The organism is Pseudomonas sp. GL_139_B, assembly GCF_057834475.1.
In genome coordinates this window covers 4,658,762-4,671,878 of the sequence record NZ_CM174403.1, presented here as the reverse complement: position 1 = coordinate 4,671,878, position 13,117 = coordinate 4,658,762, and the positions used below count along the sequence as shown (strand labels likewise).

Sequence of the window (13,117 nt, the reverse complement as noted above, 5' to 3'; positions counted from 1 at the left end):
GGATGTGCGAACACGCACAGGTTGGTTCTGTCGTTAAGGGATGCTCATGTTCGAGAGTTGGCGATTGGTTTTGCAGTGTGGTGTCAGGTTGCTTTTGTTCGGTGGCGCTATCACCTACTCGGCATTGGCGCCCGCATTGGGCTTTGGGGACATCACACTCCACTCCGGGCTGAATCAGCCGTTGAGTGCTGACATCGCCCTGGTGGATGTCGCTGGCCTGGAGGAGGGCGAGTTGTCCGTCAGTCTGGCGACAGCGGATGAATTCAGCCGCGCCGGTGTCGAGCAGGTGCTGTTCCTCAACAATCTGAAGTTCACGCCCATCCTGCGCGGTAACCGAAGTGTGATTCGAGTGACCTCCAGCAAGCCGGTCAAGGAGCCTTTTCTGGATTTCGTGGTGCAGCTCAATCAGCCCAACGGGCGTTTGCTGCGCGAATACACGGTACTGATTGATCCACCGGACGCGGAGGCGATCGATCCCGCGTCTGATGAGCCAGTCGTCGAGCCTCAGTCTTCTGCATTTCCAGCCGTCCAGCCGGTCAATGCGTCATCAAACCCCATCAAGGAGCCCGTCTCAACGCCAGTCGCGGTTCAACCTGCCGCCGCTGTGAACGATTCCGTTGTTGCCGAGCAATTGGCCGCCAGCGTGCTGCAAAACCAGCAACTGCAAAAAACCGTCGAAGAGTTGGATTCGAAGCTTACGGCTCAAGACGAGCAGATCGCCGTTCAGAAAAAGCAGATGACCGAACTGCAAACCCGATTGGCTGAACTCAAGCCAGAAGCCACCGAGCCCGCAGCACCCGTCGCTGTCGTTGCCGAGGAGCCACAAGCCAACAACGGCTTGTTGATCGTCGGGCTGCTGGCACTGATGGCTTTGGCATTGCTGGGGTTTTTCCTTCGTCGTCATCGACGCCAGCAGGTTCTTGCAGTGTCCCAGGCTTCCCCCGATTTGCCTTCACCGCCGGAGCCGCTGCTTGATCCAGCCTGCGCAGTACAAAAAAACAGCTGGCCAGACGCCGGCTTCGACCCACTAAAACTTCAGGATTTGCGCGCCAGCCACCCGAAACTGGACAATGTGGCACCTTTGGCTGTCATGCCTGTGAGCGCGATGTCCAGCGACGAGTTCCAGTTGAACCTGGATGATGTGTCGATGGATTCAGGTTGGGATCTGGTCAGCCCTTTCGACAGTTCGCCGTCACTGGATGACGGCTTCCTCGACGAACTCGGCAATGCCGGCCAATCACTGGAACTTGAACCGCTTGACCTGAAACTGAAGGAGCCAACATGACCGCGCACAAACCGCAAATCGTCATCACTTACTGCACACAATGCCAATGGCTGTTGCGTGCCGCCTGGTTGGCCCAGGAACTGCTCAGTACCTTTGGCGATGACTTGGGCAAAGTGTCGCTGGTTCCCGGCACGGGAGGGGTGTTCCATATTTTTTGTGACGACGTGCAGCTCTGGGAACGCAAGGCGGATGGCGGTTTCCCTGAAGCCAAGGTGCTCAAGCAGCGGGTCCGCGATCAGATCGATCCGGACCGCGACCTAGGGCACAACGACCGCACTCAGTGAGAGGCCACTTCAGCCGCCACGGTCTTTTTACTGGAACCGCCGGATAGCCTGCTGGAGACGATGATCGCGACGATGATCAGCGCACCGCCGATCAGCATCCGCAGCGTCGGGTTTTCATCGAACAACAGCCAGGCCACTGTGATCCCGTAAACCGGTTCAAGGGCGAACACCACCGCAGCGGTGCGTGCCTTGATCACCGCCAGACTGGCGACGAAAAGACTGTGTGCGACGCCGGTGCAGAACACGCCGAGCAGACCGATCCACAGCCAGTCGAGACCACGTACTTCGCTCAATTGGGGAGCTGCCACCGGTAGCAGGCACAACGCGACCACCACGTTTTGACACAACGCAGCCTGCACCGGCGGGATTCGTCCGGAGCTGGCCCGGTTGGTCAGCGACAGCAGGGCAAATAACAACCCGGAGCCGACGGCCCAGAGCAGGCCCGTGGTGGCGCCGCTCGCCAGATCGAAGTCAGGCGTGACCAGCACCAGCCCGACGCTCACCAACACGACCAGCAGGATTTCATTGGCGCGAATCCGCTCGCGGAAGATCAGCCCTTCGAGGATCACGGTAAACGCCGGGAAGCTGGCAAAGCCCAGGGTCGCAATTGCCACTCCCGCCACCTTCACCGCAATAAAGAAACTCACCCAATGCCCGGCCAGCAACAAACCGCCGAGCAGCAGACGGCGCCAGTCCACGGCTTCAAGGGTGCGCCAACGGGTGTTGCTGGCGAAGCGCGCAAAAACCGCCAATGCCAGGACCGCAAACGCGGCACGGCCAAAGACGATGACAGCAGGGGAGGCGGCGGTGAGTTTGCCGAACACACCGGTCAGGCCAAACATCAATGCGCCGATATGCAGGGCGCCAAGGGCGGTACGGGGAGTCATTGCAATCCTTGATCAATACAACCAACAGAGGTGCAGTCTAGAGGGCTGGCGGCACGCCTGTCTGTCGTCAGACTCGCATCATTTGTCGCCAGCCTCGCGCCGCAGTTTGCCGGGGGAGGCGCCAAACTCGCGCAACACCGCTGCGGCGAAGGCACTCTGGGAGCTGTAACCGACCCGACTGGCAATCTCGCCGATGGGCAATGGCGAATCACGCAGCAGTCCCACCGCGATATGCAGTCGCCGACTGCGGATGTAATCCATGGGTGTCTGCCCGCATTCGGCGACAAACCGTGCATGCAACCGGGCGCTGGACAGCCCGGCGACACCGGCCAGGTCCGCCACCTGCAGCGGATAGGCCGCGTGCTGATCGATGTGTGCATTCATAGCCGCATAGGGCAGACGCCGTCCCCCGACGCTGGTCGGCGTGACGTTATTTAGGCTGGCCAATAACAGCACCGCACCTTGTTGCGCGATCAGCGGATCGTTGACCTGGCTGCTCGCCAGCCAATTGACCAATTGGCTTTGCCCGGCATCCAGCGGCAAGCGTCCGGCGTTGTCGAGAAGACGGCGACTGGCCTCGGCATGCTCGCCTAGCGACTGTGACACCCATTGATCGCTCGGCACATCCAGCACCAGGCAACGGCTGCCATTACTGCTGCCGCAGGCGTGATGGAAACCGGACGGCACCACCACAAAACTTTGCTGCACCACCTGACTGCCATGCCCGTCGACTTCAAAATCCAGCGCCCCCGACAAGCCGAACACCAGTTGGGCGTGGTCGTGGCTGTGGACGATCAGGTCGTGGGTGTACTGGCGTAGTGTGAGGATCGGTCTCATCACCGTTCTCCTGGGCAAGATGGGGCCAGTCTACACCGGCCCATGGTTGTCACAGGAATGACTCAACACTGTCATGGTCAATTCACCCGACCGGCGCACGCTTGGAAAAACCATCGCAGAGGGTTGCCCATGACCAGCGCCGAGCTCGCCAAACCCAGTCGTAAGCAACGTGTGCGGACGTTGTGGATTTCCGATGTGCATTTGGGCACTCGAGATTGCCAGGCCGAGCACCTGTCGCAGTTTCTCAAGGGCTACCAGGCGGACAGGATTTACCTGGTCGGCGACATCATCGATGGCTGGAAGCTGCGCGGGGGCATGTACTGGCCTCAGGCGCACACCAACGTGATCCGTCGTTTGCTGACCATGAGCAAGCGCGGCACTGAAGTCATCTACGTGACCGGCAATCACGACGAATTCCTGCGCCGCTACTCCAGGTTGATTCTGGGCAATATTCAATTGGTGGATGAAGCCGTGCACGTGACCGCCGATGGTCGTCATCTGTTGGTAATCCACGGCGATCAGTTCGATGTCATCACCCGGTATCACCGCTGGCTGGCCTTTCTGGGTGACTCGGCCTATGAATTCACCCTGACCCTCAACCGCTGGCTCAACCACTGGCGCGCACGTTATGGCTACGGTTACTGGTCGTTGTCGGCGTACCTCAAGCACAAGGTGAAAACCGCGGTGAGTTTTATCAGTGATTTCGAGGAAGCCATCGCTCACGAATGCGTGAAGCGAGAGTTGCATGGCGTGGTGTGCGGGCACATTCATCATGCCGAGATTCGCAAGGTGGGCGAGGTGGATTACCTCAATTGCGGGGATTGGGTGGAATCGTGTACGGCGCTGATCGAGCATTGGGATGGGACGATCGAGTTGTATCGATTGGCGGACGCGCAGGCGCGGGAGGCGGAGTTGAGGGCCATCAAAATCGCCGAACCAGCTTGAAATTTGCGGTGGCTGGACTGGCCTCATCGCGAGCAGGCTCACTCCTACATGTGACCGCGTTCTCAAGAGATACTCGGTTCACTGTGGGAGCGGGCTTGCCCGCGATGGACCGCGCAGCGGTCCCGCTGGATCCATCAGGTGGGTGAGTGTTCTTGCATCGCCGCCTTGTAGATCGAGTTCTTCGGCTGCGCAAACAACCGTTCCATCATCGGTTCAAAGAAGCTAAGCGGCAGGTTTTCGTACGCTGGGTCAAACGCCGCCGCATCGTATTTGGCACAAAACTCGATGGTCGCCTGATACTGCGGATGCTCGCTGAACTGCTCGCGCAGATGCCGATCCATGCCCAAATGATGGAAGAAGTAATAGCCCTGGAAAATCCCGTGTTTCTCCACCATCCAAAGATTCTCGGCGCTGACAAATGGCTTGAGTATCGCCGCCGCAATGTCTGGATGGTTGTAGGAGCCCAGCGTGTCGCCGATGTCATGCAGCAGCGCGCAGACTACATATTCTTCATCACGGCCATCGCGCCAGGCACGACTGGCGGTTTGCAGGGAGTGGGTGAGACGGTCCACCGGGAAGCCACCAAAATCGCCCTCCAGCAACTTCAGGTGCGACACAATCCGTACCGGCAATTGTTTCGCGTAAGCACTGAAATCTGCGGCGATGATCGCCCAGTCTTCCTGTGTCCCATCCTTCATGTGGGTGAAACGGGCGTTGGCATTCATCGGCTGTTCTCTCTTCTTGTTCACGACGCTTAAAACGGCACTCGGCCCAGAATCATGTCGCGGTACATGACAAAGTCGCCGAGAAGGCTATAAAGAGGATGTTGGAAGGTGGCAGGTCGATTCTTTTCAAAGAAGAAATGCCCGACCCAGGCGAAGCTGTAACCCGCCAGCGGAAGGGCCCATAGCATCAGCCATGCGCCTTTGCCGATGCTCAGGGCCAGAATGAAAATGACCAGCGTCGTGCCGATAAAATGCAGTCGTCGACAAGTACTGTCGCTGTGTTCGCTGAGGTAATACGGGTAGAACTCAGCAAAACTGTTGAAACGTTTGATGTTTTCCACGACTGCGATCTCTATGGTTATTGTTCTGATTGCAAGTTGTGCTGCGGGTAGCTTATTTGAGTCTAGAGTGATCATTGGCATCAGCCAGTGACAATGGGCGCCACTTTAGTATCCTTCGAAAACTAGCCGTGTTCAGACGGCTCACTGAACAGTAAGCAAACGCCATGAGCGAAAGAACGACTTCTGCAAGCTGGGCGATGGGGATTGTCAAAGCTCTGGAGATGGATGGCCTGGATTGCCGGACTCTGTTCCAGCAGCTAGGGCTCGACTACGCATCACTGGATGATCCGGATGCGCGTTTCCCGCAAGACTCCATGACGCGCCTGTGGCAGCGCGCGGTTGAGTTGTCTGGCAACCCGGCGATCGGCCTGAACATGGGCAAGGCGGTGCGACCGGCCTCCTTCCATGTGGCGGGTTACGCGTTGATGTCCAGTCAGACGCTGGTCGAAGGCTTTCAGCGACTGGTGCGCTTTCAGCGGATCATTGCTGAAAGTGCCGACCTGAGTTTCCGCCTGCTGGACGAGGGCTATGCGCTGATTCTGACGGTCCACGGCGATCATCTGCCGCCGACCCGGCAAAGCGCTGAAGCTTCAATGGCCTGTGCGCTGGCGTTGTGCAGCTGGTTGACCGGGCGTACCTTGCAACCGCGCAAGGTGTTGGTGCAGGGCGATGAGCCCATGGACCTTGAACCCTATAAGCAAGCCTTTCATGCGCCGTTGGTGTTCAACGCGCCTTACGACGCATTGATCTTCGAACGTGCCGACATGGAAGCGCCATTGCCCACTGCCAACGAGGCGATGGCGCTGTTGCATGACCGGTTTGCCGGTGAGTACTTGGCGCGCTTCTCCGAAACCCGCGTGACGCACAAGGCGCGTCAGGTGTTGTGCCGTCTGCTGCCACAGGGCGAACCCAAACGCGATACCGTGGCGCAGACGCTGCACCTGTCGCAACGCACATTGCAGCGACGCTTGCAGGAGGAGGGAACCAGTTTTCAGACGTTGCTCGATGACACGCGTCGCGAATTGGCCGAGCAATACCTGGCCCAGCCCACCATGACCCTGCTGGAAATTGCCTACCTGCTGGGATTTGCCGACCCGAGCAATTTCTTCCGCGCGTTCCGCCGCTGGTTCGACGCCACTCCCGGCGAGTACCGGGCGCACCTTTCAGCCGCGACGGCGCAAGTCAGTGTCGCCAGAAAGCAGGAATGCACAGAACAAACACCGTAATGATCTCCAGTCGGCCCAGCAGCATGCCGACCGATAGAATCCACTTGGCGGCGTCGGGTAACGTCGAGAAGTTACCCGACGGCCCGATGGTCGGACCCAACCCCGGCCCGACACCGGACACGGTACTGGCCGCACCGGTCAGGGCAGTCATCCAGTCCACGCCGAGCAGCGACAGCGCCAGTGCGATGACGCAGATGGTGATGGCGAAGAAGAACGAAAAGGTCAGGATCGAACGTACGATTTCTTCGTCGAGACGGTGACCGTTGTATTTCTGCTTGATCACCGCACGCGGGTGAATCAATTGGTTAAGGTTGGCCTTGAGCAGGATATAGGCGACCTGGAAGCGGAATATCTTGATCCCGCCGGCCGTCGAGCCAGAGCAGCCGCCGACAAAGCCCAGGTAAAAGAACAGCATCAGCGAGAAATTGCCCCACAGGCTGTAATCCCCCAGCGCAAAACCGGTGGTCGTGACCACCGATGTCACGTTGAACGCCACATGCCGCAAGGCTTCGAGCCAATGCAGTTGGGTGGTCCACCAGTACCAGGTGCCGAGCACCAGCCAGGTCACCAGCAACATGCCGAGCAACCCCTGAACCTGCTGATCCCTGAATAGCGCCCAGCGGTTGCCGCGCAAGGTTGCTACGTACAGGGTGAAGGGCAGGCTGCCGAGAATCATGATGACGATCGCCACCCAGTGCACCGCCGGTTGCGTCCATTTGGCCAGCGACTGGTCCGAGGTGGAAAAACCGCCGGTGGAAATCGCTGACATCGCGTGGTTGATCGCATCAAACAGGCTCATCCCGGCCCACCAGAACGCCAGGCTGCCAACAATGGTGATGCCGACGTAGGCCGCCACGATCAGACGCGCCACCATGTGCGAGCGAGGCATGACCTTTTCCGAACGGTCTGAGGACTCGGTCTGAAACAGGCGCATGCCACCGATGCGCAGCAGCGGCAGAATCGCGACTGCCATGCCGATAAAACCGATGCCGCCGAGCCAGTGCAGCAGCGATCGCCAGATCAGGATGCCGGGGGACATGGTGTCCAGGCCGCTGAGTACCGTGGAGCCGGTGGCGGTGATGCCGGACATGCTTTCAAAGATCGAGTCGGTGAAACTGACGTGCTGAGCCAGCAAAAACGGCAGCGCGGCGAAGAGGCAGACCACCAGCCAGCTGCTGACGGTCAACAGGTACATGTCCCGTGGACGCAGGTGGATATGTTCGGGACGACCAGGGATAACCATCACCAGCCCAGCGACAAAGGTAATCATGCTCGACCACAGGAACGAGGGTAGCTCGTGGGTGCGGTCGAAAATCACCAGGGTTGCCATGGGCACGACCATGGCGATCGCCAGCGTGATCAGGAAGATGCCGATGATAAAACCGATAATCCGTAAGGTCGGCAACGCCATGAAATCCGCTCGGGCTGTTGTGGGAGGGGCGCCATTCTACCTGCGGGGCAGGGCATGTAAACCGACGCTGATTGCGCACTTGCAGATAGAATAGCCAAACATTTTTTCAGGAGGTGGCCGATGCAGGCTCTCGACGCTTTGCTCAACCGTGTTTCCGTTCCACGACTGCTTGACCCGGCACCGTCTGCGGCGCAACGCGAAGTCCTGTTTGGCGCCGCCATGCGTGCCCCGGACCATGGCCATTTGCAGCCTTGGCGCTTCCTGACCGTCGAGGGCGAGGCGCGCGAGCAAATGGGCGAGCTGCTGGCTGAAGCGGCGAAGTTGCAAGACAGCGAGGTATCGGAAGCGGCACTGGACAAGGCGCGCAACGGCCCACTGCGTGCGCCATTGGTGGTGGTGGTGATTGCGCGAGTACAGGAACACGTCAAATACCCGAAATCCGAACAGCTGCTGGCCGCAGGCTGTGCGGCACATGGGATTTTACTGGCGGCGTACGCACAAGGGATTGGCGCGGTATGGCGCACCGGTGACCTGGCGTATTCGGCGCATGTGGCCAAAGGGCTGGGGTTGGCGGAAGGGGAGGAGGTGATTGCGTTCCTTTACCTCGGCACACCGCAGAAAGAACCGCGCGTGGCCGAGAAAGTCGACCTCGCCGAATTCGTCAGCGCCTGGTCCGGTAACAACTGAGTCCACAGTTCCATTGTGGGAGCGGGCTTGCCCGCGATAGCGGAGTGTCAGGCACTGAGATGTTAAAGTTGCCGTCGCCATCGCGGGCAAGCCCGCTCCCACAGAGGGGATTACGGTTGGACGACGGCCCCCGGCACCAGCGGCAATTCCAGACTGGCAATAAACCCGCCCTGCGGATGATTGGCCAGCACCAGACTCCCACCATGTCGTTCCGCCGCGCGGCGCGCAATCGCCAGGCCCAAGCCGTGCCCGGCCGCCGTTTGCCCAGGTGCTCGATAAAAGGGCTCACCCAACTGCTTTAGATGCTCGGCATTTACACCGGGCCCATGGTCACGCACGCTGACCACAATGCGCTCACCCTGACGCACGGCCTGCATTTGGATCGACTGCCCGACCGGGTTAAAGCGCTGAGCGTTGCGCAGCAGATTGTCGACGGCGCGCTCGATCATCGTCGGCCAGCCCTTGAGGTTTAAGTGCGGCTCTGCCTCAAGGCGCACATGCTGCTCTGGCGAACCCAATTGCGCATCCTTTTGCAGTGTATTGAGCAACGCGTTGAGGTCGACCTCTTCGGCGCTGGCGTTGTCGGCATCGACCCGCGCCAATACCAGGATTTCACTGATCAACGCTTCCAGCCGGTCGCATTCGCGGGTCAGGCGCGGCCAGAGTTTTTCACGTTCTTCAGGGTTGGCCCGTTCCGCCAATGCCAATGCAATGCGCAGTCGGGCGAGCGGAGAGCGCAGTTCATGCGACACATCGCGAAGCAATTGCCGCTGACTGCCGATCAGACTTTGCAGGCGTGAACCCATGCGATTGAAGTCGTTGGCCAGCACGCCGAACTCGTCGCGACGATTGGCCAGTTTTACCAGACTGTTCTGCTGGTAAGTGGTTTGTCCCAGGTCATGCACTGCGCCACGCAAACGGCTGAGCGGTCGGGTGATCGACAGTGTGACGAACAAGCTGAACAAGGTCAGCACCACCAGTGCAATGCCCAGTGCACTCAATGGCCAGAGCAGGCTTTCGCGGTGCCATGAATCCAGTTCCGGGTGAGGGATGCGGTAGATCAGCAGGTAGGTGTCGCCGGTTTTTTCGCTGGTGTACTCCGCCGTCAAACGACGCCAGGGCAGGCGCCGGTCATCGTTGTTCTGCCGAGCTTCAAACGCCGCCGCGCGACGAGGGAAAGTGCCTCGCACCACCGGGTCGCCGCTCTCGTTCAACACCTGAACGTCAATGTGATATTGACGTTTGCGCTGTTCCAGAATGTCCTGAGCGGCTTCTTCACCTTGGGATTCGTAGGTTTGCGTCCACTGTTCGGCCAGGGTATTGAGGCCCGGATGGCGGCTGAGAATCCACGCGTCCTGGTTGAGCATGTGCCCAAGCAGAATGGACAGCCCAGCCACCAGAGCGATGGCCAGCCAGAAGCTGGCCAGAATACGCCAGAACAATGAACGCACAGAAACTCCTCACACAAACACAAATCCCTGTGGGAGCGAGGCTTGCCCGCGAAGGCGATTTAACATTCAACATCTCTGTTGATTATGAAATCGCCTTCGCGGGCAAGCCTCGCTCCTACAATGGCAAAAGACCCCAACGGGTTGGCCGGCGGGCCCGGGGTTAGCGCATTATTGCGCTTTTTGCGGTTGTTGCGCTTTCCAGGCCTTGAATTCGGCCCATTCTGCGCGACGCTCAGCCTGTTTTTTCTGGATCTCGTCGAATTTCTTCTGTTGATCCGGTTTCAGCAAGGCACGCACGTCGGCCTCGGCTTTTTTGTGGTTGGCTGCCATTTCGTCTTTCAGGGCTTTCTGGTCGGCTGGGGAGAGTTTCTCCAGGTACTTGTCGACCAGTTGCTTACGCTCGTGCATCTGCTCGCCCATGATCTTGCGGATCTGCTCGCGTTGTTCGCGGCTCAGGTCCAGCTGGCTGTACGGGCCTTTACCGTGCATGCCGTGCATCTGACCGCCGTGGTGCGAGCCGTCCATAGGGCCATCCATCGAGCCGCTACCTTCTGGCATGGCCATGGCAATGGTCGGCAGGGTGGCGGCGAACATCAGAGCGATAAGAGTCTTGCGCATGGTGAATCTCCTTGTCTCGTTCCCGGTACGTTCCGGATGAGTACAGATTACGCAGGTCAAGGTCAGCGGCGGTCAGCGGAGTGTAAAGCTTGGGTAAAGAAGATTTTGTCAGAGGCTGACAAACCATCCCGCTGTAGGAGCCGGCTGCCGGCGAAGAGGTCCGTGAGCCATGCGTCGACAATGAAGACGCCTTCGCTGGCAAGCCAGCTCCTATAGGGTGTTGTTACAGGCTGTAGTAGTAACCACGACTACGCAGGGCAACGATGCGCGGACGGCCGTCGGGGTGCGGGCCGATCTTTTTGCGCAGGTTGCTGACATGCATGTCCAGGCTGCGGTCGTACAGGGTCAGCTTGCGGCCGAGGGCGATCTGCGCCAGTTCCTGTTTGTCCAGCGGTTCACCGGGTTGCTTGAGCAGGGCTTCAAGCAAGCGGCTTTCGGAGACGGTGAGGGTGAACTCCTGTTCATCGATGCTGACCACGCCGCGCACCGGGCTGAAACACAAGTCGCCCAGTTCCATCTGACTGGACACCGCCGCCGGATGGCTGCGGCGCAACACTGCGCGCAGACGGGCTGTCAGTTCCCGTGGGTCACAGGGTTTGGCCAGGTAATCGTCGGCGCCAAGTTCCAGGCCGAGGATGCGGTCCAGTGGCTCGCCGCGCGCCGACAGCATCAACACTGGCAAGTCCGGGTGATCGTTGCGCAATTGCTTGAGCAGTTCCAGGCCGCTGCCGTCTGGCAGCATCACATCCAGCACCACGGCGGCAGGGGAGGTTTCGGCCAGCGCGCGGCGGGCACTCTGGCCATCGTGACATGCACGGACCTGAAAGCCTTCCTGGCTCAACCAACTGCTCAGGAGCTCGCACAGCTCTTGGTCATCATCAATTAGTAACAGCTCGCTCATGAATCACTCAATTCAGCCATTGCCGACGTTTTCTGGTGGCACCACTGGCGAAGATACCGCACAGCAGGGCCGATAGCGCAACTCCTGCTCCAATGACAAACCACTGCTGCTGATCGGTCAGCAGGCGTGGCAGCGGGTTACTGGCCTGCGTTTCCTTGAGTTGCAGCTTGAGGCGCTGGTTCTCTTGGCGCAACCGGCTTAGTTGAGCGCTATCGCGTTCGCCATCGGTATTTTGCAATTGTTTGTTCAGTTCTTCTCGTTGCTGTTCGCTTACCTTCAAACGTTGCTGCAATTCGGCAATCTGGCTGCCGGCGCTCAAAGACAGAGGCGTCGAATTACCGCCCTCGGCGCTTTCCTCGCCGTGAGCCGGGGCCACCATCGACAACGTCACCAACAACAGACACAACGGACCCTTGCGCATCGCGACTCCTGATTCCAATCGAGTGATTGGGCAGGTTGTCGGCAGGCAAACGAGAATAATGAGCGATTGAGAGCGCGATGAACCGACAAGGTTCAACGCGCGGGGGCATTTGTAGGGGGAAGTTACGGCAGGACTTGCTTGAACGGCTTGACCAAAACGTTGGCATAGACGCCTGCGGCGATGTACGGATCAGCGTCGGCCCAGGCTTGTGCGGCGCTCAGGGAATCGAATTCGGCGACGATCAGGCTGCCGGTGAAACCCGCAGCGCCCGGATCATTGCTGTCGACTGCCGGGTTTGGACCGGCCAATACGATGCGACCTTCGCCCTTGAGCACTTGCAGGCGCTCAAGGTGGGCAGGACGCGCGGCCAGTCGGGCTTCCAGGGAGTTGGCGACGTCTGTGGCAATGATTGCGTAAAGCATGTCAGTCCTCGGTTTTTGGCGTAGTGGTATCGGCGTCGTGCAGGTGGCGGGACAGGTAAATGCCCTGGCCGACCAGGAACAGCAGCGTCATGCCCAGGCTACCGAAGACTTTGAAGTCGACCCAGTAGTCCTGATAGGTGAACGCGACGAACAGGTTGGCGGCACCGCAAAACAGGAAAAACGCGATCCAGGCGATGTTCAGGCGCGTCCAGACCGGCTCCGGCAGGGTCAGCGCGTGGCCCATGATGCGCTTGATCAACAGGCTATCACCGACGAAATGGCTGCCAATGAACGCCAGGGCAAACAACCAGTTCACCACCGGCGCCTTCCACTTCAGGAAGGTTTCGCTGTGGAACGCCAGGGTCAGGCTACCGAAGACCAGGCAGGCGATGAGGGTCAGCCACTGGCTTTTCTCAAGCTTGCGCTGCTTGATGAACAGCGTGCCGTAAACCACCAGGGAGCTGATGATCAGCATTGCGGTGGCGCTGTAGATTCCGCCTACAGTCAACTCATGGCCGGCGACGTCAACGACCCGTGGATCGAGTTTGAAGACGATGAAAAACAGCAGAAGCGGGATGAAATCGATGAATTGTTTCACAGTGGCAGCCAGAAGCAGGATGTGGCGGCATAATAACAAACATATGGGCGCGCGATAGCGCCAGCTGATTTGAGGTAA

The 13,117-nt window shown here is 59.2% G+C and carries 16 protein-coding genes; 5 read left to right on the top strand and 11 right to left on the bottom strand.

The genetic code is table 11. The annotated features are described in order from the left end of the window. Positions 1-46 precede the first annotated feature (46 nt). The gene (locus AC3ISI_RS21405) at positions 47-1,285 is read left to right on the top strand and encodes a type IV pilus assembly protein FimV (RefSeq protein ID WP_489333684.1); all 1,239 of its coding nucleotides are present in this window, start codon (positions 47-49) and stop codon (positions 1,283-1,285) included. Further along, a complete protein-coding gene (locus AC3ISI_RS21400) occupies positions 1,282-1,569 on the top strand; it encodes an Rdx family protein (RefSeq protein ID WP_489333683.1) in 288 nt (95 codons plus the stop codon). The genes AC3ISI_RS21405 and AC3ISI_RS21400 overlap by 4 nt, the downstream gene beginning before the upstream one ends. On the opposite strand, the gene AC3ISI_RS21395 is transcribed toward AC3ISI_RS21400, so the two are convergent. Together AC3ISI_RS21395 and AC3ISI_RS21390 are read right to left on the bottom strand one after the other, a co-directional pair. After that, positions 1,563-2,456 carry a DMT family transporter gene (locus tag AC3ISI_RS21395; RefSeq protein WP_489333682.1) on the bottom strand — a complete coding sequence of 298 codons (894 nt, stop codon included), beginning with the start codon at positions 2,454-2,456 and terminating at the stop codon, positions 1,563-1,565. The genes AC3ISI_RS21400 and AC3ISI_RS21395 overlap by 7 nt on opposite strands. Before the next feature lie 78 nt (positions 2,457-2,534). Further along, on the bottom strand, positions 2,535-3,293 hold the full coding sequence (locus AC3ISI_RS21390) for a helix-turn-helix transcriptional regulator (RefSeq protein ID WP_489333681.1): 759 nt from the start codon (positions 3,291-3,293) through the stop codon (positions 2,535-2,537). A 129-nt stretch (positions 3,294-3,422) separates the two neighbouring features. On the opposite strand from AC3ISI_RS21390, the gene AC3ISI_RS21385 reads away from it, so the two are divergent. Beyond that, positions 3,423-4,238 carry a UDP-2,3-diacylglucosamine diphosphatase gene (locus tag AC3ISI_RS21385; RefSeq protein ID WP_489333680.1) on the top strand — a complete coding sequence of 272 codons (816 nt, stop codon included), beginning with the start codon at positions 3,423-3,425 and terminating at the stop codon, positions 4,236-4,238. 134 nt (positions 4,239-4,372) lie between these two features. Here AC3ISI_RS21385 and AC3ISI_RS21380 read toward each other — a convergent pair whose 3' ends face one another. Both AC3ISI_RS21380 and AC3ISI_RS21375 read right to left on the bottom strand, forming a co-directional pair. After that, positions 4,373-4,963: an HD domain-containing protein gene (locus AC3ISI_RS21380; protein ID WP_489333679.1), complete on the bottom strand. Its 591-nt coding sequence runs from the start codon at positions 4,961-4,963 to the stop codon at positions 4,373-4,375. 29 nt (positions 4,964-4,992) lie between these two features. Further along, the gene (locus AC3ISI_RS21375; RefSeq protein WP_223519525.1) at positions 4,993-5,304 is read right to left on the bottom strand and encodes an Mpo1-like protein; all 312 of its coding nucleotides are present in this window, start codon (positions 5,302-5,304) and stop codon (positions 4,993-4,995) included. 164 nt (positions 5,305-5,468) lie between these two features. On the opposite strand from AC3ISI_RS21375, the gene AC3ISI_RS21370 reads away from it, so the two are divergent. Beyond that, a complete protein-coding gene (locus AC3ISI_RS21370; RefSeq protein ID WP_489333678.1) occupies positions 5,469-6,530 on the top strand; it encodes an AraC family transcriptional regulator in 1,062 nt (353 codons plus the stop codon). Here the strand turns inward: AC3ISI_RS21370 and AC3ISI_RS21365 are convergent. Continuing rightward, the gene (locus AC3ISI_RS21365; RefSeq protein ID WP_489333677.1) at positions 6,487-7,941 is read right to left on the bottom strand and encodes a TrkH family potassium uptake protein; all 1,455 of its coding nucleotides are present in this window, start codon (positions 7,939-7,941) and stop codon (positions 6,487-6,489) included. The genes AC3ISI_RS21370 and AC3ISI_RS21365 overlap by 44 nt on opposite strands. 120 nt (positions 7,942-8,061) lie before the next feature. Here AC3ISI_RS21365 and AC3ISI_RS21360 point away from each other — a divergent pair, with 120 nt between their 5' ends. Beyond that, positions 8,062-8,628 carry an NAD(P)H nitroreductase gene (locus AC3ISI_RS21360; RefSeq protein ID WP_489333676.1) on the top strand — a complete coding sequence of 189 codons (567 nt, stop codon included), beginning with the start codon at positions 8,062-8,064 and terminating at the stop codon, positions 8,626-8,628. A 110-nt stretch (positions 8,629-8,738) separates the two neighbouring features. On the opposite strand, the gene AC3ISI_RS21355 is transcribed toward AC3ISI_RS21360, so the two are convergent. From AC3ISI_RS21355 to AC3ISI_RS21330, 6 genes are all read right to left on the bottom strand, one after another. Further along, entirely contained in the window at positions 8,739-10,079 is a 1,341-nt protein-coding gene (locus AC3ISI_RS21355; RefSeq protein WP_489333675.1) for a sensor histidine kinase, read from the bottom strand. A 168-nt stretch (positions 10,080-10,247) separates the two neighbouring features. Then, on the bottom strand, positions 10,248-10,697 hold the full coding sequence (locus AC3ISI_RS21350; protein WP_489333674.1) for a Spy/CpxP family protein refolding chaperone: 450 nt from the start codon (positions 10,695-10,697) through the stop codon (positions 10,248-10,250). 223 nt (positions 10,698-10,920) lie between these two features. Then, complete coding sequence (locus AC3ISI_RS21345) at positions 10,921-11,598, bottom strand: response regulator transcription factor (protein ID WP_477791184.1); 678 nt, start codon at positions 11,596-11,598, stop codon at positions 10,921-10,923. A gap of 7 nt (positions 11,599-11,605) precedes the next feature. Next, positions 11,606-12,019: an SH3 domain-containing protein gene (locus AC3ISI_RS21340; RefSeq protein WP_489333673.1), complete on the bottom strand. Its 414-nt coding sequence runs from the start codon at positions 12,017-12,019 to the stop codon at positions 11,606-11,608. 122 nt (positions 12,020-12,141) lie between these two features. Further along, positions 12,142-12,441 carry a YciI family protein gene (locus AC3ISI_RS21335; RefSeq protein ID WP_108218598.1) on the bottom strand — a complete coding sequence of 100 codons (300 nt, stop codon included), beginning with the start codon at positions 12,439-12,441 and terminating at the stop codon, positions 12,142-12,144. A 1-nt stretch (position 12,442) separates the two neighbouring features. Then, positions 12,443-13,039: a septation protein A gene (locus AC3ISI_RS21330; RefSeq protein WP_489333672.1), complete on the bottom strand. Its 597-nt coding sequence runs from the start codon at positions 13,037-13,039 to the stop codon at positions 12,443-12,445. Positions 13,040-13,117: the final 78 nt, after the last annotated feature.